At 73.5% G+C, this 24,269-nt stretch carries 22 protein-coding genes and 1 pseudogene; 6 read left to right on the top strand and 17 right to left on the bottom strand.

The annotated features are described in order from the left end of the window. Positions 1–11: 11 nt before the first annotated feature. Positions 12–521, top strand: a complete 510-nt coding sequence (locus OHA81_RS25725; RefSeq protein ID WP_329199641.1) for a methylated-DNA--[protein]-cysteine S-methyltransferase — start codon at positions 12–14, stop codon at positions 519–521. A 32-nt stretch (positions 522–553) separates the two neighbouring features. Here OHA81_RS25725 and OHA81_RS25720 read toward each other — a convergent pair whose 3' ends face one another. Continuing rightward, the gene (locus tag OHA81_RS25720; protein ID WP_329199639.1) at positions 554–982 is read right to left on the bottom strand and encodes a hypothetical protein; all 429 of its coding nucleotides are present in this window, start codon (positions 980–982) and stop codon (positions 554–556) included. 44 nt (positions 983–1,026) lie between these two features. Continuing rightward, a complete protein-coding gene (locus OHA81_RS25715) occupies positions 1,027–1,527 on the bottom strand; it encodes an NUDIX hydrolase (RefSeq protein ID WP_329199637.1) in 501 nt (166 codons plus the stop codon). 256 nt (positions 1,528–1,783) lie between these two features. On the opposite strand from OHA81_RS25715, the gene OHA81_RS25710 reads away from it, so the two are divergent. Beyond that, positions 1,784–2,932 carry a glycerate kinase gene (locus OHA81_RS25710; RefSeq protein ID WP_329199635.1) on the top strand — a complete coding sequence of 383 codons (1,149 nt, stop codon included), beginning with the start codon at positions 1,784–1,786 and terminating at the stop codon, positions 2,930–2,932. A gap of 112 nt (positions 2,933–3,044) precedes the next feature. Then, a complete protein-coding gene (locus OHA81_RS25705; protein ID WP_329199633.1) occupies positions 3,045–3,557 on the top strand; it encodes a GNAT family N-acetyltransferase in 513 nt (170 codons plus the stop codon). 111 nt (positions 3,558–3,668) lie between these two features. On the opposite strand, the gene OHA81_RS25700 is transcribed toward OHA81_RS25705, so the two are convergent. Continuing rightward, positions 3,669–4,274 (bottom strand): cysteine hydrolase family protein, encoded by a 606-nt coding sequence (locus OHA81_RS25700; protein WP_329199631.1) that lies wholly within the window; start codon positions 4,272–4,274, stop codon positions 3,669–3,671. A 109-nt stretch (positions 4,275–4,383) separates the two neighbouring features. Between OHA81_RS25700 and OHA81_RS25695 the strand changes: the two genes are divergently transcribed. Continuing rightward, on the top strand, positions 4,384–5,370 hold the full coding sequence (locus OHA81_RS25695) for a GlxA family transcriptional regulator (protein ID WP_329199629.1): 987 nt from the start codon (positions 4,384–4,386) through the stop codon (positions 5,368–5,370). After that, a complete protein-coding gene (locus OHA81_RS25690) occupies positions 5,367–8,156 on the top strand; it encodes a SpoIIE family protein phosphatase (RefSeq protein WP_329199627.1) in 2,790 nt (929 codons plus the stop codon). The genes OHA81_RS25695 and OHA81_RS25690 overlap by 4 nt, the downstream gene beginning before the upstream one ends. Before the next feature lie 25 nt (positions 8,157–8,181). Here the strand turns inward: OHA81_RS25690 and OHA81_RS25685 are convergent, their stop codons facing one another. From OHA81_RS25685 to OHA81_RS25630, 12 genes and pseudogenes are all read right to left on the bottom strand, one after another. Then, the gene (locus OHA81_RS25685; protein ID WP_329199626.1) at positions 8,182–10,239 is read right to left on the bottom strand and encodes a SpoIIE family protein phosphatase; all 2,058 of its coding nucleotides are present in this window, start codon (positions 10,237–10,239) and stop codon (positions 8,182–8,184) included. A gap of 119 nt (positions 10,240–10,358) precedes the next feature. Then, positions 10,359–10,841, bottom strand: coding sequence for a DUF3574 domain-containing protein (locus OHA81_RS25680; protein ID WP_329199624.1), 483 nt, complete (start codon positions 10,839–10,841; stop codon positions 10,359–10,361). A gap of 74 nt (positions 10,842–10,915) precedes the next feature. Then, positions 10,916–11,872 (bottom strand): DNA-binding protein, encoded by a 957-nt coding sequence (locus tag OHA81_RS25675; RefSeq protein ID WP_329199623.1) that lies wholly within the window; start codon positions 11,870–11,872, stop codon positions 10,916–10,918. Next, positions 11,854–13,068 carry an MAB_1171c family putative transporter gene (locus tag OHA81_RS25670; RefSeq protein WP_329199621.1) on the bottom strand — a complete coding sequence of 405 codons (1,215 nt, stop codon included), beginning with the start codon at positions 13,066–13,068 and terminating at the stop codon, positions 11,854–11,856. The genes OHA81_RS25675 and OHA81_RS25670 overlap by 19 nt, the downstream gene beginning before the upstream one ends. Then, on the bottom strand, positions 13,065–13,535 hold the full coding sequence (locus tag OHA81_RS25665; protein WP_329199619.1) for a hypothetical protein: 471 nt from the start codon (positions 13,533–13,535) through the stop codon (positions 13,065–13,067). Before OHA81_RS25665 ends, OHA81_RS25670 begins: the two co-directional genes overlap by 4 nt. Positions 13,536–13,850: 315 nt before the next feature. Further along, positions 13,851–14,423: a MepB family protein gene (locus OHA81_RS25660; RefSeq protein ID WP_329199617.1), complete on the bottom strand. Its 573-nt coding sequence runs from the start codon at positions 14,421–14,423 to the stop codon at positions 13,851–13,853. Positions 14,424–14,465: 42 nt separating this feature from the next. Continuing rightward, positions 14,466–14,978 (bottom strand): O-acetyl-ADP-ribose deacetylase, encoded by a 513-nt coding sequence (locus tag OHA81_RS25655; protein ID WP_329199615.1) that lies wholly within the window; start codon positions 14,976–14,978, stop codon positions 14,466–14,468. Next, positions 14,978–16,396, bottom strand: a complete 1,419-nt coding sequence (locus tag OHA81_RS25650) for a phytoene desaturase family protein (RefSeq protein ID WP_329199613.1) — start codon at positions 16,394–16,396, stop codon at positions 14,978–14,980. The genes OHA81_RS25655 and OHA81_RS25650 overlap by 1 nt, the downstream gene beginning before the upstream one ends. A 90-nt stretch (positions 16,397–16,486) precedes the next feature. Next, positions 16,487–17,311, bottom strand: coding sequence for an inositol monophosphatase family protein (locus OHA81_RS25645; RefSeq protein ID WP_329199611.1), 825 nt, complete (start codon positions 17,309–17,311; stop codon positions 16,487–16,489). A 98-nt stretch (positions 17,312–17,409) separates the two neighbouring features. Continuing rightward, entirely contained in the window at positions 17,410–19,416 is a 2,007-nt protein-coding gene (locus OHA81_RS25640) for a prolyl oligopeptidase family serine peptidase (RefSeq protein WP_329199609.1), read from the bottom strand. 48 nt (positions 19,417–19,464) lie between these two features. After that, on the bottom strand, positions 19,465–20,547 hold the full coding sequence (locus OHA81_RS25635) for an enoyl-CoA hydratase/isomerase family protein (RefSeq protein WP_329199607.1): 1,083 nt from the start codon (positions 20,545–20,547) through the stop codon (positions 19,465–19,467). Next, positions 20,544–20,681 (bottom strand): annotated as a pseudogene (locus OHA81_RS25630) (acyl-CoA dehydrogenase family protein); the annotation flags it as partial. The gene OHA81_RS25635 and the pseudogene OHA81_RS25630, both read right to left, overlap by 4 nt. Positions 20,682–20,803: 122 nt before the next feature. Between OHA81_RS25630 and tsaD the strand changes: the two are divergent. Beyond that, positions 20,804–21,874 (top strand): tRNA (adenosine(37)-N6)-threonylcarbamoyltransferase complex transferase subunit TsaD, encoded by a 1,071-nt coding sequence (gene tsaD, locus OHA81_RS25625; RefSeq protein WP_443056795.1) that lies wholly within the window; start codon positions 20,804–20,806, stop codon positions 21,872–21,874. Here tsaD and OHA81_RS25620 read toward each other — a convergent pair. Both OHA81_RS25620 and hydA read right to left on the bottom strand, forming a co-directional pair. Beyond that, the gene (locus tag OHA81_RS25620; RefSeq protein WP_329199603.1) at positions 21,844–22,845 is read right to left on the bottom strand and encodes a TIGR03842 family LLM class F420-dependent oxidoreductase; all 1,002 of its coding nucleotides are present in this window, start codon (positions 22,843–22,845) and stop codon (positions 21,844–21,846) included. The genes tsaD and OHA81_RS25620 overlap by 31 nt on opposite strands. 9 nt (positions 22,846–22,854) lie before the next feature. After that, the gene (gene hydA, locus OHA81_RS25615) at positions 22,855–24,255 is read right to left on the bottom strand and encodes a dihydropyrimidinase (protein WP_329199602.1); all 1,401 of its coding nucleotides are present in this window, start codon (positions 24,253–24,255) and stop codon (positions 22,855–22,857) included. Positions 24,256–24,269 lie beyond the last annotated feature (14 nt).

Raw genomic sequence — 24,269 nt, 5'->3', positions numbered from 1 at the left:
TACGACCCGCCATGAACAGCAGCAGCAAGCAGCACACCGTCGTCGACAGCCCTTACGGCCCCCTGACCCTCGTGGCCACGGACGGCGTTCTCAGCGGCCTCTACATGACCGGCCAGCGGCACCGCCCGCTGGAGGAGTCCTTCGGCGAGCGGGTCCCGCCCGCCGAGGAGCCCTTCCCCGACGTCGCGCGGGAGCTGGGCGCCTACTTCGCCGGGGAGCTCACCGAATTCACCGTCCCCGTGCGGCTGGAGGGCACGGCGTTCCAGCGCAGCGTGTGGGAACAGCTGGTACGCATCCCCTACGGGCAGACGTGGTCCTACGGTGAACTCGCCGCGAGGCTCGGCAAGCCGGGGGCGTCCCGGGCCGTGGGCCTGGCCAACGGCAAGAACCCGGTCGGCATCATCGTCCCGTGCCACCGGGTGATCGGCGCCTCGGGTTCGATGACCGGCTACGGCGGCGGCGTCGAGCGCAAGGTCCGGCTGCTGGCCTTCGAGGCCGGCGAGCGGGCCCTGCCGGTCTGAACGAGCGTCTTCGAAGGGCCGCCCGGCCGGGTCTAGATGACCGCGAGCGGCACCAGCAGTGCGAACCCGGCGCCCGCTTCGACCGCGTAGGCGTACAGGGAGGGGTGCTGGACGGGCGCCGCGAGCAGGACCACGCTGCGCTGCTCGGCCGCCGCCGCCACCCATTGCGCGTCGGCGCCGAGCTTGCCCTGGTACCAGCCCTCACAGCTGCCGGGCCCGGTGACGGCGAGGAGGTCGTCCTCACGGCGGTAGAAGGCCTGCCAGTCGGTGGCCGGGACCGACCAGGCGTCGAAGTCGGCGAACTCGGCCCAGCCGCCGTCGCGTATCGCACCGTCGAACAGCCACACCGGCGTGCCCTCGGGCGTGACCTCGGCGCCGGCCTGCTCGTCGGTGGTGAAGTGGACCATGGGGAGGGCGTCCGGTCCGTCGGCCGTGCTCGGCCAGGCGTACATCGTGATCATGCGCTGCATTCTGTCCTGGTCGAAGTAGGCCTCGGGTAACGGCGTCACGCGTCCGCCGGGCGACGTCCGTTCTCCAGCTCGACGGTGCTCGCGCCCGACTCCAGGACCCGGTAGGCCTCCTGGACGCGGCGGCCGAGCGATCCGAGGAGGTACGTGGTCACTTCGGCCGGTGCGACCAGCTTCCAGGAGAGCAGTTCCTCTTCCTGGAGCCTGATGGAGGCGAGTTGCCCCGCGTCCAGCACTCCGCCGTCGTAGAGGTACGCGACCAGCGGGGGACGGCCCGCGTCCACGCTCCAGTCCACGGCGAGCAGCCGGCCGAGCGGCTGGTCGATGCCGATCTCCTCGGCGCTCTCGCGCCGGGCGGCGGCCCGCGGCGACTCGTTCCGGTCGGACTCGATGGTGCCGCCCGGCAGGGCCCACCCCTCGCGGTAGTTGGGCTCGACGAGGAGCACCCGGCCCTCGGCGTCCCGGAAGAGGGCGGCCGCGCCCGCCAGCACCCGGGGCAGGCTCGCTATGTAGGTGGCGTAGTCATCCGTGGTGGTCACGCCGCCACCCTACCCAGACGTCCGGGGGTGCGTGGATCATGCCTCGGGCCCGGCGCGGCCGTCGTGCGCGCCGTCTCACTCCTCGGACCGCGTGCGGCGCCTCCCCCTCGGACGGCGGGCCCGATGCGGGTGATATGCGCCCATTTGGGGGGATGGGCCTCCGGTGTGTCCCAGGCCACCCATGGGCATAGGAGGATCCTCCGGATAGGCTCATGGCGGCGCGACTGCACTGTTCGATAGCAAGGGATCAGCAAAGGTGACGGACGGAGCAGTAACTGAGGCCGCGCGCGTGCTCATCGCCGCGGACAAATTCAAGGGCTCGCTCACGGCCGTACAGGTCGCGGAGCGGGTGACGGCCGGCCTTCGCAAGGCCGTACCGGGCGTGGAGATCGAGACCCTCCCCGTCGCGGACGGCGGCGACGGTACGGTCGCGGCCGCCGTCGCGGCCGGTTTCGAACGCCGGGAGGTACGGGTCACCGGGCCCCTCGGAGACCAGGTCACGGCCGCTTTCGCACTGCGGGGCGCGACGGCCGTGGTCGAGATGGCCGAGGCCTCCGGGCTCCAGCTGCTGCCCCAGGGCGTCTTCGCCCCGCTGACGGCGACCACGTACGGCTCGGGCGAGCTGCTCAGGGCCGCGCTGGACGCGGGCGCGCGCTCGATCGTCTTCGGCGTGGGCGGCAGTGCGACCACCGACGGCGGCGCGGGCATGCTCGCGGCCCTCGGTGCGGTGTTCCTGGACGCGAACGGTGAACCGGTCGGTCCGGGCGGCGGCGCGCTGGCCTCGCTGGCCTCGGCGGACCTGTCCGGCATCGACCCGCGCTTCGCGGACGTGGACTTCGTGCTCGCCAGCGACGTGGACAACCCGCTGACGGGCCCGAAGGGCGCGCCGGCGGTGTACGGGCCGCAGAAGGGCGCCTCCCCCGAGGACGTGGCGACGCTGGACGCGGCGCTGGCGCACTTCGCGGTGGTCCTGGAGAAGGCGATCGGCGCGAAGGCCGCCGAGTGCGCGCTGCTGCCGGGCGCCGGTGGCGCGGGCGGCATCGGCTACGGGGCGCTGCTGCTCGGGGCGACGTTCCGTCCCGGGATCGAGCTGATGCTGGAGGTGCTGGGCTTCGCTCCGGCGCTGGAGCGGGCCACGCTCGTGATCACCGGCGAGGGTTCGCTGGACGAGCAGACCCTGCACGGCAAGGCCCCGGCCGGTGTCGCGGCGGCGGCCCGGGCGGCGGGCAAGGAGGTCGTGGCGGTGTGCGGCCGGCTGCTGCTGGAGCAGGAGGCGCTGCAGGCGGCCGGGATCCGGCGGGCGTACCCGCTGACCGAGATCGAGCCGGACCCGGCGAAGTGCATCGCGAACGCCGGTCCGCTGCTGGAGCAGGTGGCGGCCAACATCGCGGCCGACGTGCTCTGACCCCGTCAGAACGCGGCAGAGGGCCGGTTCCCGGGGTGAACCGGCCCTCCGGCGTGTCCTGGGGCGGTAAATCCGGGCGCACCACGGCGGCCGTCACTGGTATGCACGGTTCATGGAGGAAACGAGCACCGACCCGATCCCGACCCCCCGCCTGCTGCTGCGCCCCCTCGACCGGGCCGGGGCCCGGCGCATCCTCGCCGGTCGGCCCGGCCCGGCGGACCGCTGGGGGCCCGGGTATCCGGACGCCGGGGACCGGGCGGGCGCGGAGAGGTTCCTGCGGGTATGGGCCGAACACGGCGAGCCGGGACCGTTCGGGGCCTACGAGATCCTGCTCCGCGCCGACGGGCGGGCCATCGGCGGGGCCGGCTTCCACGGCCCCGCGGACGCCCGTGGCCGGGTCACCGTCGGCTACGGCCTCGTTCCCGCCGCGCGGGGCCTGGGCTACGCCGCGGAGGCGCTGCGCGGGCTGCTGGAGCACGCCCGGCGGCACGGGGCGCGTGGCGTGGACGGTGACACCGACCTGACGAACACCGCCTCCCAGCGGGTCATGGCCGCCGCGGGGATGCGGTGCGTGCGCCAGGACGGGCGGCTGCGGTACTACGCCGCGAGCTGGACCGCGCGGTGAGCCGGACGGGCGCCGTGAGCCGGACGGGCGCCGTGAGCCGGACGGGCGCCGTGAGCCGGACGGGCGCCGTGAGCCGGACGGCGCGGTGAGCCGGACCGGACGGGAGCCGCGCTAGGCGGTGATCCGGTCCCGGGCCGCCGCGAGGACCTGCGCGGTGGCGACGACGCGGGCGAAGCCTCCGCCGTGGAGGTTGACGGCGGTGGCGGTGGCCAGCTCGTCCGCGCTCAGGCGGGCGCCGTCCGGGCCCACGAGGTCGAAGGTGTGCGTGGCGTCCAGGGGTACGAGGACGTCGTAGCCGAGGTTCCCGGCCATCCGGGCGGTGGTCTCCACGCACATGTTGGTCTGGATCCCGGCGACGACGAGCTGGCCGATGCCCTGGGCGGTGAGCCATTCGGCCAGGTCGGGGGTGCCGTAGAAGGAGGAGTTCACCGTCTTGGTGACGTGCAGCGCGGCCACCTCCCGGCGCTCCTCGACGAAGTCCTGGAAGGCGTGGCCGGGCTCGTCGGCGGCCAGGACGGAGCCCGCCGTCCGCGAGGCGTGCTGGACGAGCACCACCGGGCGCCCGGACTCCCGCCAGGCGTCCATCAGGGCCGCCATGTTGGCCTCGGCCGCCGGGTTGTTGCGCGGCCCCCAGTAGGACGCGTCGCCGAAGCCCTTCTGGACGTCGATGACCAGCAGGGCACTGTTCGGGGCGATTTCGATCTCGTTCGTCGTCATGGCCTCATCATGTCCGCGTCCGCCCCGGCCCGACAGGACTTCCGACGCCGCTGACCGATGGGATCCTGCCACGTTGGCAGCCGTATCCGGGCTCTGGGAAAATCGCGGCATGCAGCGCGTCGCGATCGTCGTCCAGCCGGGCATCCGGGCCTTCGACCTCGCCGTGATCACCGAGGTCTGGGGCCCCGACCGCAGCCGCTCCGGGGTCCCTTCCTTCGAGCTGCGCCGCTGCGCCGCGACGCCCGCTCCGGTGGCACTGCCCGGCGGGCTCACCCTCACGCCCGACCGGGGCCTGGACTGGCTGGCCGAGGCCGACCTGGTCGTCGTACCGGCGCTCTCCGAGCCCGACGGGCCGAGCCCCGCTCCCGTGCTGGCCGCCCTGCGCGAGGCGCACGCCCGCGGCGTGCCGGTGGCCGCCCTGTGTGCCGGGGCCTTCGTCCTGGCCGAGGCGGGGCTGCTGGAGGGCCGCCGGGCGGTGACGCACTGGTGGCTCGCCCCGAGGCTGGCCGCCCGCTACCCAGGGGTCCTGGTCGAGGAGGCCCCGCTGTACGTCGAGGACTCGGGGGTGTGGACCTCCGCCGGGGTGGCCTCCGGCATCGACCTGTGCCTGCACCTGGTGCGCGAGGCCCACGGCGCGGAGGCCGCCGCGGCGATCGCCCGCTCCATGGTGACGGGCCCGTTCCGCACCGGGGACCACGCCCAGTACCTCGACCGGCCCACCCCGGCCGCCGACCGTACCGCCGAGGCGCTGGCCGTCGTACGGGAGCGGGCACTGCGCCGGCTGCACGAGCCCATGGACGTGGCCACCCTGGCCCGCTGGGCCGGGATGTCGCCGCGCTCCTTCGCCCGGCACTTCGCCGCCGCCACGGGCACCACCCCGCACAAGTGGCTGCTGGGCCACCGCCTCGACGCCGCCCGCCGGCTGCTGGAGCGCACCGACCACCCGGTCCCGGAAGTGGCCCGCCGCACCGGGTTCGCCAGCGAGGTCACCTTCCGCCAGCACTTCACCGCACACGTCGGCCAGAGCCCGCGCGCGTACCGCGCGACGGCCGCCGCCATCCCAAATCACCGCGACAGTGTTAGAAATGGCTCATGACCGGACGTTCGGGTCGACCCAGGGGATCGCCGCCGGCGGGCCGGCCCCCGGGCCTGCTCGCGCGCTTCGCCCACTTCCCCGGGAGCGTCGCCGGCCAGGTGTTCCTCCTGCAGGCGGTGATCGTGCTGGTGCTGATCACCGCCGCCACGCTGGCGCTGGTGTTCCAGGCCCGGTACGACAGCGCCCGTGACGCCCGCAACCGTTCGCTCGCGGCGGCCGAAGCGTTCGCCCATGCGCCCGGTCTGCCCGCCACCCTGCGTTCGCCGAACCCCTCGGCCGCGCTCCAGCCCCTGGCCGACGCCGCCCGCCGGGCCTCCGGCGTCGACTTCATCGCCGTGATGAACAAGGACGGCATCCGCTACACCGACGCCCGGCCCGATCTCATCGGGAAGCGGGCCACCGGTGACCTCTCGCGCGCCGTCAACGGGGCGCCCTTCACCGAGACGTTCAAGGGCGCCCCCAGCGACGCGGTGCGCGCGGTGGTCCCCGTGCAGGACTCCTCGGGGGCCGTCGTCGGGCTCGTCGCCACCGGCATCGAGATCGCGAACGTCGGCGGGGCGGTCGGCAACCAGCTGCCCCTGCTGCTCGGCTCGGCGGCCGGCGCCCTGCTGCTGGGCACCGGTGGCGCCGCCCTCGTCAGCCGCAGGCTGCGGCGCCAGACCCGGGGGCTGGGCGAAGCCGAGATGACCCGGATGAACGAGCACCACGAGGCGGTCCTGCACGCCGTGCGCGAGGGGGTGCTCATCATCGGCGCCGACCACCGGCTGGTGCTCGCCAACGACGAGGCACGACGGCTGCTGGACCTGCCGCCGGACGCCGAACAACGGCACGTCACCGACCTCGGCCTGGACCCCCGTACCGCGGACCTGCTCGTCTCCGGGCGGATCGTGACGGACGAGGTCCACCTGTCCGGGGACCGCCTCCTGGCCGTCAACGTCCGGCCCACCAAGCCGTACCGGGGCATGCCCTCGGGCAGCGTCATGACGCTGCGCGACTCGACCGAGCTCGCCGCGCTCTCCGGGCGCGCCGAGGTGGCCCGTGGGCGGCTCCAGCTGCTGTACGACGCGGGGGTGCGGATCGGCACCACCCTGGACGTGGTGCGCACCGCCGAGGAACTGTCGGAGGTGGCCGTTCCGCGCTTCGCGGACTTCGTCACCGTCGAGCTGCTGGAGCCCGTGCTCCGGGGCGAGGAGCCCTCGGCGCTGTCCGGGACGTACACCGAGATGCGCCGGGCGGCGATGAGCGGGGTGCGCAGCGACCAGCCGTTGCAGCCGGTCGGGGAGATCATCCGGTTCGTGGTGCCGACCGCGCCGATGGCCGCGGCGCTGGCCGCAGGGCGGGCGGTGCTGGCCGCGGATCTGAACACCGCTTTCGGCTGGCGGGCCCAGGACGCCGAGGGCACCCGGGTGGCCCTGGAGTACGGGCTGCACTCACTGATCTCGGTACCGCTGCAGGCGCGGGGCGTGGTGCTGGGCATGGCCAACTTCTGGCGGGCCGACACCCCGGACGCCTTCGACGAGGAGGACCTGTCCTTCGCCGAGGAGCTGGGGGCGCGCGCCGCCGTCTCGATCGACAACGCCCGCCGCTTCACCCGGGAGCACGCCACGGCGGTCACGCTCCAGCGCAGCCTGCTGCCCCGGGTACTGCCCGAGCTGAGCGCCGTGGACGTCGCGTTCCGGTACCTGCCCGCGCAGGCGGGCGTGGGCGGTGACTGGTTCGACGTGATCCCGCTGCCGGGCGCCCGGGTGGCCCTGGTCGTCGGCGACGTGGTCGGGCACGGCGTGCACGCCGCGGCGACGATGGGCCGGCTGCGCACCGCCGTGCACAACTTCTCGACGCTGGACCTGCCGCCGGACGAGCTGCTGGGGCACCTGGACGAGCTGATCGACCGGATCGACCGCGACGAGACCGGGTCCCCCGAGGAGAGCGGGGACGGCGACGACCCGGCCGGCGTAACGGGCGCGACCTGCCTGTACGCCGTCTACGACCCGGTGTCCGGCCGCTGTTCGGTGGCGAGCGCGGGACACCCGGGCCCGGCGCTGGTCCACTCGGACGGCCGGGTGGAGTTCCCCGAGCTGCCGACCGGGCTTCCGCTGGGGGTGGGCGGGATGCCGTTCGAGACGGCCGAGCTGCGGCTGCCGGAGGGCAGCCGGCTCGCGCTGTTCACCGACGGGCTGCTGGAGGACCGCGACCGCGACATCGACACCGGACTGGAACTGCTCAAGGGGGCGCTGTCGACGACCGGACGCAGCCCCGAGCAGGCCTGTGTGGACGTGCTGTCGGCGCTGCTGTTCCCCTCGCCCAGCGACGACATCGCGCTGCTGATCGCCGACACCCGGCGGCTGGACGCGGACCACATCGCCGAGTGGGAGGTCCCGGACGACCCCGCGGCCGTCTCGCGGGTGCGCAACGCCGGTTCGGCCCAGCTCCAGGCGTGGGGTCTGGAGGAGATCGCCTTCACCGCGGAACTGATCCTCAGCGAACTGGTCACCAACGCCATCCGTTACGGGTCCGAGCCCATCGGGGTGCGGCTGCTGCGCGACCGCACCCTGATCTGCGAGGTGTCCGACGGGAGCAGCACCTCCCCGCACCTGAGGTACGCGGCCTCCACCGACGAGGGCGGTCGCGGCCTGTTCCTCGTCGCGCAGTACGCGGAGCGCTGGGGCACCCGTTACACCGAGCGGGGGAAGGTCATCTGGGCGGAGCTGCCGCTGACGGACGGCGGCGCGGAGCCGCTGGCGGCGCTGACCTTGGACCTGGACGAGCTGGAGGGGCTGGCCTGGTGACGCGGGGTCTGCCCGGGGCGCGGGCCTACGGGACGACCGTGCGGGCCAGGAGCACCGCCACGTCGTCCTGCGGGGCCGCCGGCAGGAGCCGCTCCAGGATCTCGTCGCACAGCTGCTCCAGTGGCCGGGCCGGCTGCCCGAGGGCCCGCGCCAGCTGCTCCAGTCCCTGGTCGAGGTCCCGGTAGCGGGCTTCGATCAGCCCGTCCGTGTAGAGCGCCAGGAGGCTGCCGGGCGGCAGCGGCACCTCCTCGGTACGGAAGTCCGTTCCGCCCGCTCCGAGCGGTGTCCCGGGCGGGCCGTCCAGGAAGGTCACCTTCCCGGTGGCGCCGACCACCGCGGGTGGCGGGTGCCCGGCCCGGGCGATCAGGCAGCCGCCGGCCGCCGGGTCGTGGACGGCGTAGACGCAGGTCGCCATCTCGTTCTCGCCGAGGTCCGCCACCGTGGCGTCGAGGGAGCGCAGCATCCGCTCGGGTGGCACGTCGTGGCGGGCGAGGGTCCGTACGGCCGTACGGAGCTGGCCCATGACGGCCGCCGCGTGGATGCCGTGGCCCATCACGTCCCCGATGACCAGTCCGGTCCGGCCCCGGGGCAGCTGGATGACGTCGAACCAGTCGCCGCCGACGTCGTGGGCGCTGGCGGGCAGGTATCGTCCCGTCAGTTCGAGGCCGTCGACGCGCGGCACGGCGCTGTTGGTGAGGCTGCGCTGGAGGGTGAGCGCCGCGCGCCGCTGTCCGGTGTACATACGGGCGTTGTCGATGTTGAGCGCCGCGCGGGCCACCAGCTCGTCGATCAGGACGCTGTCCTGCGCGTCGAAGGGCTCCCGCTCGCTCAGCCGGGTCACGGTGACCGCGCCGAGGACCGTGCCGCGCGCCACCAGCGGGACGAGCCGTGCCGAGCCGAGGCCGGCCAGGTACCTGCGCAGCGGGTCGGCGCGCGGGTCGGTGATGAGCGCGGGGACGTCGGCGGCGTACAGGTTCATGGGCCGGCCTTCGGCGATGACCCGTTCGTAGACGGTCCCGGCGGGGATCTTGAAGGTCTGGCCGGGGGCGAGGGCGGCCGTCGGCGCGGACGGGTCGGGGAAGCTGACGGCGAGCCTGCGCAGGACGCCCCGGTTGGAGAACGCGGCGTCATCGGGGCCGAGGACGGCTTCCAGCAGCTGTACGTCGGCGGAGTCGGCGAGCTGCGGGACCAGCAGGTCCACGATCTCGCGGGCGGTCTGGTCGAGGTCCAGCGTCGTCCCGATGCGGGTACCGGCCTCGGCGAGCAGGGCGAAGCGGGTACGGGCCCGCTCGGCCTCCAGCTGCGCCCGCTGGCCTTCGGTGATGTCGATGAGGGAGGCGATCACCCCGAGCGGGCGGCCGCCCGGGTCGAGCAGGGGGGCGTAGGAGCAGGACCAGGTCCGCTCGTGGCCGGGGTCGGCGGGGGTGTGCCCGGTGCGGCGGACGTCGACGACGGGGGTCCCCTGCTCCAGCACCTGCCGCATCATCGCCTCCAGTGCGACGGCGTTGACGCCCGGGACCACCTCGGTGAGCCGTTTGCCCAGGTGGGCGGCGGCGGAGACGCCGTTCATCCGGGCCAGCGCGTCGTTGACGCGCAGGAAACGCAAGTCGGTGCCGAGGGTGGCGAGGCCGATCGGCGACTGGGTGAACAGGCTCTGGAGCGCGGCGAGGGAGTCCCGCATGTGCAGGACCTCGGAGGTCTCCACGGCGACGAGCATGGCGCCCGGACGGCCCTGCGGGTCCATGGCGGGCACGATCCACATCTCCATCGTCACGCGGTGCCCGTCACGGTGGCGTACGGGCAGGGTCCCGACGACGGTCTCGCCCGCCTGGACGCGGCGGGTCAGGTCTTCGGCGAGCTCGCGGTTGGCGTCGGGGACGAGGACGGTGGTCCCCGGGCGGCCGATGATCTCCTCGGGGCGGTGGCCGAGCAGGTCCTGGGCGGCCAGCGACCACTGCACGACGCGGCCGTCGGCGTCCTCGCGCCACAGGGCGATCGGCAGCAGCTCCCGCAGTACGCCCGCGTACCCGACGACGCCCGGCGGCTGATCGGGTACCTCGCTCGTCAACCGGTATGTGTCCAACGCACGACCTCGCCCCGGGTGGGCCTGTTTCCTACCGGTTCACCCTAGCCGAGTGCCCGGCGCGGGGCGCTGCGGTCGCCGTGCGGCGGGCGGCCCGGCCGGACCGCCCGCCGGGCGGGTCAGAAGTCGACCTGGACGCGCGCGTCGGCGCGGCCCACGGACTCCAGCTCCCACATGGCGCAGTACAGGTTGCGGATGTACTCGATGTCGGCGTCCCGGGCGCGGGCCTCGGTCACGGGGTAGAGCACGGTCAGTTCGTACGACTTCTCGCGGTTGATGTCACCCTCCTTGTCCCTCCATTGGCCGCGCCCTTCCTGGAGCGTCAGTCCGGCGGGGAAGCGGGGGGTGACGACGTCGGCGATGAACTTGTTGAACTGCTCGTCGGTGATGGGCGGCTTGCCGTCGTGCCGCCCGGTGCCGAAGTAGAGGCTGGTGGAGACGTACGGTCTGCCCCGTTCCGCGGCCCCGTCCTGGTTCACCGCCGAGGCGGCGGCCGGGGGCTGGAAGGTGGCGTTCGAGGCCGGGCTCGCGGAGGCGAAGAACAGCACGGCCGCCGTGAGTACGGCGGCGGCCGCGGGCATCGATATCCGTATGGGGCGCATGGGGTCCCTCTCTGTGGCGGTGGTCTCGGGGGGTGGGGTCTGGGGGCCGGAGCCTGCGGGACTGCCGGAGGCGGTCAGGCGGTGCGGGCGGGGTCCGGGCCCGCCAGGTGCTCCTGCAGGAAGACCGCCGCGTCCCGCAGCCCGGCGGGGACGCCGGGGGCCCGGCGCAGGAGGCGGGCCGTCCTGCGCAGCGATCGGGCCGTCCGGGCGGAGCCGATGCCCGCGGCGCGCGGGGCGAGGTCCGTGATCAGGTCCTCCGCCTCGCGCCAGGCCCCGGCGCGGGCCAGGGCCGCGAGGAGTTCCGCCGCGAACAGGTGACGGTAGGAGGGGCCTGGGGCGGTGGCCGCCCGGTGCAGGAGGGGCAGGGCCCGGTCCCACCGGCGCAGCCGGGCCATGACCCACCCCTGGTGGCCGGTCAGCTCTTCCTGGTCGATCCACCACGCCCAGTGCGGGTCACGGCGCGAGACGCCGTCCAGGAAGCGGCTCTGGGCCCGGGCGATCAGCTCCAGGGGCTCGCGGTGGGCGCCGAGCAGGGCGGTCGCGTGTGCCCGGCGGATCAGGACGAGGGCGCTGACGCGGGGCGGCAACGGGCGCGGCCCGGCGACGCGCGAGGCGGTCTCCAGGGCGGCGCGCGGGTGCCCGGTGTGGGTCTGGAGCATGCTGTGGTTCAGCCGTACCAGCCGGGCCGTCCAGCGGTCGCCGCAGAGTTCGGCGAGGGCCAGCGCGCGGGCGTCGGCCCGGTACGCGTGCCGGTGGAGGCCCGCGTCGAAGAGGATCCATCCGATCACCTCGCACAGCTCGGCCAGCACCGCGATCCGGTCGTGGGAGTGGCCGCGCAGGCGTTCGGGGTCGGCGGAGAGTTCCGGGTGGCGCCGTACGGCCTCGCGGGCGGCGGGGACCGCGGCGCGCGCACCGCGCGTGGCGTCGAGGTGCACCAGCCGCTCGGTGGTGCGTGCCGCGTCCGCGGTGCGTGCCGCGTCCGTACGGAGTGCCCCCTGCGCGGCGGGAGCGGTCACCGGGTCACCGTCCACGCCTCGGTCCTGCGGCCGCCGCGGCCGAGCGCGGTGAAGGAGGAGGCGACCTCGGTCAGCCACTCCACCTCGTCGCGGAAGTCCTCGTAGGGCGGCCGGGCGGGGATCTCCGGGGACTCGGCCTCCTCGGCCCGCTCCTCGGGGTCCCGGCTCAGTGCGGCGCGCACCTGGAGGGCTTCGCCGAGGGGCGAGGTCGGATCCTCCGGCAGACCGAGCGAGCGGGCGACGCGGGAGAAGTCCGCGAGCGAGAGCGAGGTGCGCAGGATCAGCTGCCCGTCGCGGATCTCGATCACCCGCCGGTAAAGGCTGTAGTGCAGGTCCCTGGGCGGCAGCAGGTCACGCATCCAGGAGCGGGGCGGGTCCAGCGCGATGTCGGGGGACGCCTGGTGCAGGGCCCACCACAGGGGTCGCAGCCGGAGGTAGGCACGGTAGCTGCGGCCCCAGGCCCGGGCGCGGGTGAGGTGGATGCCCCAGGCCGGGATGGTCCATCCGGTGACCTGGAGCAGTGCGCCGATGCTGCCGCAGGCCCACTGGACCGGGTCGAGGCCCGCGCCGTCGAAGTGCAGCCGGGTGCCGGCGATCTGGATGCCGCGGGTGACGCAGTAGACCAGGATGAGCGTGGCGCCGACGGTGACGGTCCGCATGCCGGCCGCGAGCCACTGGCGGTTGGCCACCTTGGTGAAGCGCATCGACAGCCGGACCGTCTCGGCCTGTCCCACGGCGCATATCAGCAGGTAGAAGGACATGTAGAGGGCGTATCCGCCGTGGTGGATGCTCAGCAGGATCGTCGATGTCGCCGTGTCGGAGTGCGCCACCGGGCCCACGACGAAGGAGGAGGTCACGAGCACGCAGAGCGCGGCGCCGAAGAACAGCAGGCGCCGGCGGGCCATCCGCCGGGCCTGGGCGGGGGGCGAGGACCAGTGGACGAGGACCACTTGCTGCGCCGCCGTGAGCACGACCACCGCCACCTGGGTGATCAGCGAGGTGATGTTGGGGACGCCGAAGAACCCCGAGATGTGCAGCCTCAGTTGGTCCAGGTCGACGAGGAAGCTGATCCCGGAGCACAGGAAGTAGACGCACAGCGCCCACAGCGCCACGTCGTACTTGCGGCGCACCAGGTCCGGGAGCCGGTAGGCGAAGGCGGCGAGACCGACGAAGGTACAGATCCAGGCGAGGGCCGTGTAGACCGCTGTCACTGCGGTTCCGTCCTGCCGAGACCCTGCTCGATGCGGGCGACGACGTCGGCGGCCTCCGCGGGTACGGCCCAGGCGGGTTCGACCCAGCGTTTGGTGACCCTGGCCAGGATGAGCGAGGCCATGGTCTCGGCCTCCTGCTCCTCGTCGTCGCTGTAGCGGGAGCGCATGAGCAGTCCCCGTACGCCGGCGGGGTCGACGTTCGACAGGAGCGGCCCGGAAGGAGTGTGGTCCAGCGGTACCGAGCCGCGGTGCTCGAAGGCGATGTGGGCGAGTTCGTGGGTGATGATGTGTTCTTTGTGTGCGGGCGACGCGGACTTCTCGAAGGCGACGACATCGAAGTCGTCCAATTTCAGCCACAGGCCCAGCAAATGGCGTTCCGGGAAGGAGGTCGGAATCAGATGAATGGTTCGGCGGCGGCTCTCGCTGAGATAGCGGTGGAGTTCGTCGATTCCGCAGCCGTGCTCCATACCCCACTCCACCAGCATCGCCTCACAGGTACGGCGGACCCTTTTGAGCCGGCGCCTGCGCCGTCTGTCCTCCGATGCCGGCGACGCTGAGCCCGGTATCTTCATCCCTCAGTCCTCCGGCGGAACTCGTCGGCTGCCCTCCCCTGCCCGTGCCCGATGATCTCCGGGGCAGACGACGCGGTCATGATGTCACACGCCAACTCCCTTCTGTCCGTTGTGGGTTCTATCCGGCCACGCATCGCCGGATTCCGTCGAAAGCGGGCGGGGACGAATAGTGCGTCCGGGATATGCCGTGCGGTAATTCGACGCGATTCCCTAGGGGCGGTGGAGCTCTCGGGCGCGGACGGGATCGACGGTGCCGCCCTCGGGGACGGGCAGGAAGTGGTCCGACTGCCACGCCTGCGTGCGCTCCGCCTGGCGGCTGGTGGTGGTCACCCAGGGCGGGTACAGGCGGAATGCCCGCTTCCCGCCCGACCCGTCCACGGAGACGACCCCGTGCCGTCGGAGCGCGTCGAGGGGGAGGACGAACTGGCCGAAGCGGTCTGCGTCCCGGGTGCTGACGACGAACAGGTCGACGGGGTCCGTGGTGTCGAACGGCCGAATGGGGCCGCCCGGGGACCTCTGCCACACGGTGACGAACTGGCCGGCCTTCGTGGGGGTCGTCCTGGCCGCGCGGAACCGGACGCGCCGGCCGTCCAGGGTGAAGTGGTGGGCGGCGTACGCGGCGCTCTCGGGTTCGGGGACCGGCTGGGAGCAGGTGAAGCCGCAGGGATCGTAGACGAGCGCTTTCGCCGCGAGGAGGTCCCCGTGGGTGACGGTGGCGTCCCAGCGCGCCGTGGGGCCGGTCGGCGGACGGGGATCTGACGGGTACGCGCGGTCGGTCGGCATCGCCCCACCCTGTCACGCGTCGCCGCGGACAGGGCACCGCCGTCAGCCCACGGCGGCGGCGAATGCGGCGTGGGCGGCGGCGTCGAAGAGGACGAAGCGGACCTCCTCCACCGAGGTCGGCGTCGTGCGCACCGTCTCCACCGCGATGCGGGCGCCGTCGTCCATCGGCCAGCCGTAGACCCCCGTCGAAATGGCCGGGAAGGCGACCGTACGGGCACCGAGCTCGTCCGCGACGCGCAGGGATTCGCGGTAGCAGGAGGCGAGCAGCTCCGAGCGGTCCTCGTGGCGCGAGTACACGGGCCCCACGGTGTGGATGACGTACGAGGCCGGCAGGCGCCCCGCCGAGGTGGCGACGGCCCTGCCGGTCGGCAGGCCCTTGCCGTAGTGGGAGCGGCGCAGCCGCTCGCAGTCGGCGAGGATCTGCGGCCCGCCGCGCCGGTGGATCGCGCCGTCCACTCCCCCGCCGCCCAGCAGCGAGGAGTTGGCGGCGTTGACCACGGCGTCCACCCGTTCCTCGGTGATGTCTCCTTGGACGAGGGTGATGCGGAGCGACATCACGGTGCCTTTCGCAGGTGGCGCCAGACGGCCTTGGCGGCGTTGTGCCCGGACATGCCGTGGACTCCGGGGCCCGGCGGGGTCGCCGAGGAGCACAGGAACACCGCCGGATGGGCGGTGGTGTACGGGGACAGGGTGATCTTCGGGCGGAGCAGCAGCTGGAGCCCGGAGGCGGCGCCGCAGGCGATGTCCCCGCCGACGTAGTTGGGGTTGCGCGCGGCGAGCTGCGGCGGCCCGGCGGTGGCGCGGGCCAGTACGAGGTCGCGGAAGCCGGGCGCGAAGCGCTCGATCCGGCGTTCCATCGCCTCGGTGAGGTCTCCGTCCCAGCCCGACGGTACGTGCCCGTACGCCCAGAAGACGTGCTTGCCCTCGGGCGCCCGGCCGGGGTCGAGGAGGCTGGGCTGGGCGGTGATCAGGAAGGGGTTACGGGGGGCACGGCCGCCGGAGGCCAGTTGCAGGGCGGCGTCGATGTCGCGGGAGCGCGGGCCGATCTGGACGGTGCCGGCCCGGCGGGCCTCCTCCGCGGTCCAGGGGACCGGGCCGTCCAGCGCGTAGTCGACCTTGAAGACGGAGGCTCCGTACCGGTAGCCGTCGTAGGCCCGGCCCAGCCGGGCGATCCGCGCCAGTGCGGTCGGCGAGGTGTCGAAGACGTACGCGCGGGCCGGGGGCAGGTCGTCGAGGCGCTTGACCTCGAAGTCGGTGTGCACCGCGCCCCCGAGGTCGCGCAGGTAAGCGGCGAGGGCGTCGGAGATGGACTGCGAGCCGCCGCGCGGCATCGGCCAGCCGCCGGCGTGCGCGGCCAGCGCGAAGACCAGGCCGACGGCGCCGGTCCCGATCCCGTTCAGCGGTGCGATCACGTGCGCCACGAGACCGGCGAACAGCGCGCGGGCCCGGTCGTCGCGGAAGCGGCGCATCAGCCAGGTGGCGGGCGGCAGCCCGGAGAACCCGAAGCGGGCCAGGGTGAGCGGGTCCCGGGGCAGCGCGGTCGAGGGCAGGGACATGAAGTCCCTGGACAGGGTGTCCCACTTGCCGAGGAACGGCGCTACCAGGCGGCGGTAGGCGCCCGCGTCCCGCGGCCCGAAGGACGCGGCCGTCTGGGCGACCGAGCGGGCCAGCACCGCGGCCGTGCCGTCGTCGAACGGGTGCGCCATGGGCAACGGGGCGTGCAGCCACTCCAGCCCGTACCGCCCCAGCGGCATCGTCGCGAACACCGGCGAGCCGACGCCGAGCGGGTGCACCGCCGAGCAGGGGTCGTGCCGGAAGCCGGGGAGGGTGAGTTCCTCGGTGCGGGCCCCGCCGCCGATGCCGGCGGCGGCTTCGAAGACGGCCACGGACAGCCCGCGCCGGGCCAGTTCGACGGCGGCGGTCAGCCCGTTGGGGCCCGCCCCCACCACGACCGCATCGAGAATCGAGGGCACCTTACGACTCCTTCGTCCGGCGGCGGCACCGCATGTGAGACGGCGGTGCGTCCAGGCGGCACTGTATTGAAGACATGGAGCGGCCGGCCGTCATTCGCCGCGCAGCAGCTCGCGGATCCGCACCACCGTGGCCTCGTCGCGGCCCACGGCGAAGGGCAGCGCGTTGTCCCTGTCCACCCGGAAGGGCACCCCGGCGACGGTGCTCTGCTCGCCTCCCGCCTCGGCGACCAGCAGCAGTCCGGCCGCGTGGTCCCACGCCGAGGGCCAGCTGAAGGCCAGGCCGTCCATCTCGCCGCGGGCCACCTTGAGGTACTCCAGGCCGGCCGATCCGCAGGGGCGGGCCGCGACCCCGGGCACATCGAGCCGGGCCAGGGTGCGCTTGTCCTCGTCGGAGGTGTACAGCGGGTGGGCCATGGCGACGCGCAGCACGGCACCGGGCTCCGGGGAACCGCTGTGGATGCGCGCGCCGTTGACGTGGGCGCCCTCACCGCGCACGGCGGTCGCCAGCTCGTCCAGCGCCGGGGCGTACGTCCAGGAGGCGAGGATCTCTCCGCGGTGGGCCAGCGCGACCAGGGTGCAGAAGCCGGGGTCACCGCTGACGAACTGCCGGGTGCCGTCCACCGGGTCCACGATCCACACGGGCGCGTCGGCGCGCAGCGCCGCGTACACCGTGGGGTCGGCGTGCACGGCCTCCTCGCCGACGACGGCGGAGCCGGGCAGCAGCCGGGTCAGCGAGGCCGTCAGGTGCTCCTCGGCCTTGCGGTCGGCGACGGTGACCAGGTCGTGCGGGCCGCTCTTCTCGTCGACCTCGTGCTCGGCGAGCTGGCGGAACCTCGGCATGACCTCGACCGCGACCGCCTTGCGGACGGCCTCCTCGACGGCCGACAGGTCAAGGGCCGGAAATTCTGTGATCATGCCTCCATCACACCACGTCCGACTGACAAACCCCACCCGCTGTCCCGACGGACCCGAGGACTGCCGGTGGACGGCAGGTGTCCGTGTCCGGGCCGCGCTCAGCCGAGGTGCTGCCACAGGAAGGTGTGGGCGAGGGCCTGGTTGAAGGCGGCCTGCCCGTTGTCGGTGGCGCCGCCGTGGCCTCCGCCGGTGTTCTCGTAGAAGTGGACCCGGTGGCCGAGTTCGCGCAGGCGCGCGGCCGTCTTGCGGGCGTGGGCGGGGTGGACGCGGTCGTCGCGGGTGGAGGTCATCAGGAGCAGCGGCGGGTACGGGCGGCCGGCGGCCAGCTGGTGGTAGGGGGAGATCGCCCGCAGGTGGGGGCGGTCGGCTTCGTCGTCCGGGTCGCCGTACTCGCCGGTCCAGGAGGCGCCCGCCAGGAGCTTGTGGAAGCGGAGCATGTCCAGCAGGGGGACCTTGGCGACGATCGCGCCGAACAACTGGGGGTAGCGGGTGAGCATGGCGCCCATGAGGAGGCCGCCGTTGCTGGCGCCGAGGGCCCCGAGCCGCCCGGGGGTGGTGATGCCGCGCTCGACGAGGTCGCGGGCGACGGCGGCGAAGTCCTCGAAGGCGCGGGGCCGGCCGGCGCCGAGGGCGGCCTGGTGCCAGGCCGGTCCGTACTCGCCACCACCGCGGATGTTGGCCACGGCGTAGGTGCCGCCGCGGGCCAGCCAGGCCCGGCCGGTGACCGGGCTGTAGCGGGGTGTCTGCAGGTCCCGGAAGCCTCCGTACCCGTACAGCAGCACCGGCCGGGGGCCGCACGCGCCGTCGGGGCCGACGACGAAGTACGGCACCCGGGTGCCGTCCGCCGAGGTGGCGAAGTACTGCCGCGCCGCCATTCCCGTGGCGTCGAAGTGGGCCGGGGCCTGCTTGAGGGTCTCGGTGGCGCCGCCGATCTCGCCCCGGTAGAGGGTGGACGGCCGCAGGAAGGAGTCGACGTCGAGGAAGTACTCGTCGGACACGTACGGGTCCGTGTCGGTGATGCCCGCGGACGACAGCGGCGCCACGTCCGCCAGCGGCCGCCGCGCCCACTCCCCGCCGGGGCCGGGGGTGAGGACCTCGATGCGGGTCGCGACGTCGGACAAGGTCTCCAGGATGAGGTGGTGGCGGGTCCAGCTGTGCCCGGCCAGGGCGGTGCGCCCGTCGGGGGCGAACAGTACGGAGGCGGTGCGGTCACCGGCGAGGTACGCCTCGAAGTCGAAGGCGAGGAGGGAACCGGCCGGATGCCCCAGCCACGGGGACTTCGGGGTGACGATGAGCCACCGCTTCCAGGCGTACTTGCCCGCGTCGTCCGGTACGTCCAGGCGTACCGGCGTGTCGTCGGCGGCCAGGAGGAACAGCTCGTGGTGCCAGAAGTCCCGGGCCCTGGAGACGAAGTCCCGTTCGAAGCCCGGCGTGGGGTCCCGCCAGCCCGTGGCCGCGATGTCCGCCGCCTCCGCCTCGAAGACGGGCTGCGCCTGAGCGAGGGCCGTGCCGCGGCGCCACCGGCGTACGGTGCGGGGGTAGCCGGCGTCGGTGAGGGAGCCCGGGCCGGTGTCGGTGCCCACGTACACGTGGTCGGCGTCGATCCAGCCGATCCGGGTCTTCGCCTCCCCCACCTCGAACCCGTCCGGGACGAACGCCTTCGTGCCGAGGTCGAACTCCCGGACCACGACGGCGTCCGCGCCCTCCCGGGACAGGGTCACCAGCGCCCGCCGGTGGTCCGGGTAGCGCACCTGCGCCCCGTCCCACACCCACTCCACGCCCTCGTCGGCCCCCAGTGCGTCGACGTCCAGGAGCAGCTCCCATTCGGGCGCGTCCTTGCGGTACTGCTCCAGTGTCGTACGCCGCCACAGGCCCTTCGGGTGCTCCGCGTCGCACCAGAAGTCGTAGAGGAACGGGCCCCGGCGGACGGTGTAGGGGATCCGGTCGCCCGCGTCGAGGGCCTCCCGCACGTCCCGCCGCAGCGCTTCGAAGCCGGGTCCGCGGGTCAGCGCGGCGAGCGTCTCCGCGTTCCGCTCGGCCACCCAGGCGAGCGCGTCCGCGCCCTCCACGTCCTCGAGCCACAGGTACGAGTCTTCATCCGTCACGACGGGCGATTCTCCCCGATCTGCGGCAGCCGCGGGCGTGACCGGGCCTCAGGTCCGTGCCCGGCCGGCCTCCCGCGGGGTGTCGGGGGCGGAGAGGACCAGTTCCCGGCCGGGGCCGAGCGGGGCGAAGTGGCGGGCCACTTCCTCGTCGCAGACATCGGCGAGGTCGGCGGGCGCCCAGCGGGGGCTGCGGTCCTTGTCGATGACCTGGGCCCGGATGCCCTCGACCAGGTCGGGCGAGGCCAGCGCGGCGCAGGAGACGCGGTACTCCTGCTCCAGCACCCGCTCCAGCGGTCCGAGGTGCCGGGCCCGGCGCAGTGCGGCCAGGGTGACCTTGAGCGCGGTCGGTGACTTCGCGGCCAGCGTCACCGCGGCCTCCTTCGCCGCGGGCACGCCGCTGCAGAGCAACCGGGCGACGATCTCCTCGACCGTGTCGGCGGCGTAGCAGTCGTCGATCCACTCGCGCTGGGACGCCAGTTCACCGGCGGGCGCCAGGCCGACGTGCGCGGCGACGGCGTCGGGTACGGGTTCCCGCGCGAGGTCCGCCACCAGCGCACCGAGCCGCTCGGACGGTACGAAGTGGTCGGCGAGGCCGCACAGCACGGCGTCGGCGGCGCCGACGGACGCGCCCGTCAGGGCGAGGTGCGTGCCGAGTTCACCGGGCGCCAGCGAGAGGAGGTAGGTGCCGCCGACGTCGGGGACGAAGCCGATGCCGGTCTCGGGCATCGCGACGCGGGAGCGCTCGGTGACGATCCGCACGTCGCCGTGGGCGGATATCCCGACACCGCCGCCCATCACGATGCCGTCCATGAGGGCGACGTAGGGCTTGGGATAGCGGGCGATCAGCGCGTTGAGCCGGTACTCGTCCCGCCAGAAGTCCGCCGAGGCCCTGCCGCCCGTTCTGGCGTCCTCGTGGATCGCCCGGATGTCCCCGCCCGCGCACAGGCCGCGCTCTCCCGCCCCGGAGACCACCACGGTGTCGACGGCGGGGTCGTCGCGCCACGCGGTCAGGGCCTGCGCGATCCGCAGCACCATGGGGTGGCTGAGGGCATTGAGGGCCTTCGGACGGTTGAGGACCAACCGGCCGGAGCGGCCCTCGACGTGGACGAGGACGTCTGCTTCTGCGGTCACCGCAGGCTCTCCATGGGGCTGCGGGCGACGATGACGCGCATGATCTCGTGGGTCCCTTCCAGGATCTGGTGCACACGGAGCTCGCGGACGGTCTCCTCGGTGCCATCTTCCCCCACATGGCCGTGGCCGCCGTGGCGGATCCCGGATCCGCGCCTCGTTCGACCCGGTCGGCGACCCGGTACGGGACCACTCCTTATTGCACATATATTGCAGTTGCAGATAAAGGGTCAGAAGGAGTGGCGCAGTGGGCGGACCAGTGGTGCTCGGGATCGAGTCGTCCTGCGACGAGACCGGCGCGGGGATCGTGCGGGACGGGCGGCTGCTCGCGCACGTGGTGGCGTCGAGCATGGACGAGCACGCACGGTTCGGGGGCGTGGTCCCGGAGATCGCCGCGCGGGCGCACCTGCACTCCTTCAATCCCGTCGTACGGCGGGCCCTGGACCAGGCGGGGCTGCGGCTGCACCAGATCGACGCGGTCGCCGTCACCACCGGACCCGGTCTGTCGGGCGCGCTCCAGGTGGGCCTGGCCGGGGCGAAGACCCTCGCCTACGCGGCCGGGGTGCCGTTGTACGGGGTGCACCACCTGGCAGGCCATGTCGCCGCGGACACCCTGGAGCACGGGCCACTGCCCGAGCCCTGCGTGGTGCTGATCGTCTCCGGCGGCCACACCTCGCTGCTGCTCGTACGGGATCTGGTGCGCGAGCCGATCCTGCACCTCGGGGACACCCGGGACGACGCTGCGGGCGAGTGCTTCGACAAGGTGGCGAGGATCCTGGGGCTGCCGTATCCGGGCGGCCCGGCGATCGACCGGGCCGCGCGGGACGGCGACCCGAAGGCGGTGGTCCTCCCGCGCCCGCTGACCCGGCCCGGGGACGATCCGTACGCCTTCTCCTTCTCCGGGCTCAAGACGGCGGCGGCCCGCTGGGTCGAGCAGCACCGTCTGCGCGGCGAGGAGCCGTCCGTGGCCGACGGGGCCGCCGCGCTGCAGGAGGCCGTGGCCGACGTGCTGACCCGCAAGGCGCTGGCCGCCTGCCGCGCCCACCACGTGCAGACGCTGGTCGTGGTCGGCGGTGTCGCCGCGAACTCGCGCGTGCGCGCCCTGGCCGAACGGCGGTGCGCCGCGGCGGGGATCGAACTGCGCGTGCCGCCGATGACGCTGTGCACGGACAACGGGGCCATGATCGCGGCGGTGGGCGCCCTGCTCGTCCGCTCCGGCGCCGCACCCGCTCCGCTGGACGTGACCATCGACCCGTCCGCGCCGCTGGAGTACGCCTCCCTGACCCCGCTGCCCGTCGGTCAGCGGCCCAGCGCCGGGATGACCTGCTGACCGTAGGCGTCGATCGTGGCCTCCCGCGCGTCGTGCATGGCGTAGACGGCGAACTGGTCGACGCCCAGGTCGCGCAGTGCCCGCAGTTTCTCGATGTGGGCCTCCACCGGGCCGAGCAGGCAGAAGCGGTCCACGATCTCGTCGGGGACGAAGTCGGCCGACGGGTTCCCGGCGCGGCCGTGGTGGCTGTAGTCGTAGCCCTCACGGGACTTGATGTACTCGGTGAGGGCGTCCGGGACCATCGAGGAGTGTTCGCCGTAGCGGCCGACGAGGTCGGCGACGTGGTTGCCGACCATGCCTCCGAACCAGCGGCACTGGTCGCGGGCGTGGGCCGGGTCGTCGCCCACGTACGCGGGGGCCGCCACGCAGATGGTGATCTCGTCGGGGTCGCGGCCGGCCGCCGTGGCGGCCTCGCGGACCGCCTTGACCATCCACTCGGTGAGGTAGAGGTCCGCGAGCTGGAGGATGAACCCGTCGGCCTTCTCGCCCGCGAGGGCCAGGGCCTTCGGCCCGTACGCGGCCATCCAGACGGGGAGTTTGCCGTCGCGGATCCAGGGGATCCGGATCGGGCTGCCGTCCACGACGGCTTCCCGGCCCTCGGCGAGGTCGCGGATCACGTCCATGGCCTCGCCGAGGCGGGCCAGGGTGTTGGGTTTGCGTCCCGCGACCCGCATCGCCGAGTCGCCCCGGCCGATGCCGCAGACGGTGCGGTTGCCGTACATGTCGTTGAGGGTGGCGAAGGTGGAGGCGGTCACCTCCCAGGTGCGGGTACCCGGGTTGGTGACCATCGGGCCGATGTGCAGCTTCTGGGTATGGGCCAGGATCTGGCTGTAGATGACGAAGGGTTCCTGCCACAGGACGGCCGAGTCGAAGGTCCAGCCGTAGCGGAAGCCGTTGCGTTCGGCGCGCTTCATGAGGCTGACGACCTGGGAGGCCGGCGGGTCGGTTTGCAGGACGAGGCCGAAGTCCATCACGGCTCCTTACAGGTACTGGCAGGTCGAGCGGTGGACGAAGGCCCCGTGTCCGGGCCGGCCGGTGTACTCGCGCCGGTCGATGACGAGTTCGCCGCGCGAGAGGACCGTGTCGACGCGTCCGGTGATCCGCCTGCCCTCGTACGCCGAGTAGTCCACGTTCATGTGGTGCGTCTCGGCGGAGATGACCTGCTCGGCGTGCGGATCGTAGAGGACGATGTCGGCGTCGGAACCCGGCGCGATGGTGCCCTTCTGCGGGTAGAGGCCGAACATGCGGGCCGGGGTCGCGCAGGCGATCTCGATCCAGCGGCGGCGGGTGATGTGCCCGTCCAGTACGGCCTGGTGGAGGAGGTCCATACGGTTCTCCACGCCCGGCAGCCCGTTGGGGATCTTCGAGAAGTCCCCGCGTCCCAGCTCCTTCTGGCCGCGGAAGCAGAACGGGCAGTGGTCGGTGGAGACCACCTGGAGGTCGTTCGTCCGCAGGCCCCGCCACAGCGCCGCCTGGTGCTCGCGCGGCCTCAGCGGGGTGGAGCAGACGTACTTGGCGCCCTGGAAGTCGGGCTCCGCGAGGTTGTCGGTGGACAGGAACAGGTACTGCGGGCAGGTCTCCCCGAAGACCGGCAGGCCCTTGTCGCGGGCCGCGGCGAGCTCCGCGACCGCCTCCTCGGCCGAGACGTGGACGACGTACAGCGGGGAGCCGGCCACCCGGGCCAGCTGGATGGCCCGGTGCGTGGCCTCCGCTTCGAGGAGCACCTTGCGGACCTCGCCGTGGTGGCGCGGGTCGGTCTCGCCGCGCGCCAGGGCCTGTTCGACGAGGACGTCGATCGCAATGCCGTTCTCGGCGTGCATCATGATCAGACCGCCGTTGCCCGACGCCCGCTGCATCGCGCGCAGGATCTGCCCGTCGTCGCTGTAGAAGACGCCCGGGTAGGCCATGAACAGCTTGAAGGACGTGACGCCTTCGCCGATGAGGTGGTCCATCTCCTTGAGGGTGCCCTCGTTGACGTCGGAGAGGATCATGTGGAAGGCGTAGTCGATCGAACAGCGGCCGTCGGCCTTGTCGTACCAGGTGTCGAGTCCGGCGCGCAGGGAGCGGCCCACGCTCTGCACGGCGAAGTCGACGATGGTGGTGGTGCCGCCCCAGGCGGCCGCCCGGGTGCCCGTCTCGAAGGTGTCCGAGGCGGCGGTGCCGCCGAAGGGCAGCTCCATGTGGGTGTGGGCGTCGACCCCGCCGGGGATGACGTACTTCCCGCTCGCGTCGAGCGTGCGGTCCGCCGTCCAGCCGTCGGCGACCTGCGACCCGTGGGCCGCGAGGGCGACGACCCGGCCGTTCTCGATCAGGATGTCGGCGTGCAGTTCGTCGGCGGCCGTGACGACGAGTCCGCCGCTGATCAGGGTGCGGGTGCTCATGTACGTTCCCTCGC

Source organism: Streptomyces sp. NBC_00667 (assembly GCF_036226825.1).
Lineage (GTDB): Bacteria > Actinomycetota > Actinomycetes > Streptomycetales > Streptomycetaceae > Streptomyces.
The sequence above is the reverse complement of the archived record's forward strand: the minus strand, read 5'-3'. Positions and strand labels throughout refer to the sequence as shown.

Coding starts and splice junctions, on each gene's coding strand:
- OHA81_RS25725 (WP_329199641.1), top strand. CDS start 12: ATGAACAGCAGCAGCAAGCAGCACACCGTCGTCGACAGCCCTTACGGC.
- OHA81_RS25720 (WP_329199639.1), bottom strand. CDS start 982: ATGATCACGATGTACGCCTGGCCGAGCACGGCCGACGGACCGGACGCC.
- OHA81_RS25705 (WP_329199633.1), top strand. CDS start 3,045: ATGGAGGAAACGAGCACCGACCCGATCCCGACCCCCCGCCTGCTGCTG.
- OHA81_RS25700 (WP_329199631.1), bottom strand. CDS start 4,274: ATGACGACGAACGAGATCGAAATCGCCCCGAACAGTGCCCTGCTGGTC.
- OHA81_RS25695 (WP_329199629.1), top strand. CDS start 4,384: ATGCAGCGCGTCGCGATCGTCGTCCAGCCGGGCATCCGGGCCTTCGAC.
- OHA81_RS25690 (WP_329199627.1), top strand. CDS start 5,367: ATGACCGGACGTTCGGGTCGACCCAGGGGATCGCCGCCGGCGGGCCGG.
- OHA81_RS25680 (WP_329199624.1), bottom strand. CDS start 10,841: ATGCGCCCCATACGGATATCGATGCCCGCGGCCGCCGCCGTACTCACG.
- OHA81_RS25665 (WP_329199619.1), bottom strand. CDS start 13,535: ATGGAGCACGGCTGCGGAATCGACGAACTCCACCGCTATCTCAGCGAG.
- OHA81_RS25660 (WP_329199617.1), bottom strand. CDS start 14,423: ATGCCGACCGACCGCGCGTACCCGTCAGATCCCCGTCCGCCGACCGGC.
- OHA81_RS25655 (WP_329199615.1), bottom strand. CDS start 14,978: ATGTCGCTCCGCATCACCCTCGTCCAAGGAGACATCACCGAGGAACGG.
- OHA81_RS25645 (WP_329199611.1), bottom strand. CDS start 17,311: ATGATCACAGAATTTCCGGCCCTTGACCTGTCGGCCGTCGAGGAGGCC.
- OHA81_RS25620 (WP_329199603.1), bottom strand. CDS start 22,845: ATGGACTTCGGCCTCGTCCTGCAAACCGACCCGCCGGCCTCCCAGGTC.
- hydA (WP_329199602.1), bottom strand. CDS start 24,255: ATGAGCACCCGCACCCTGATCAGCGGCGGACTCGTCGTCACGGCCGCC.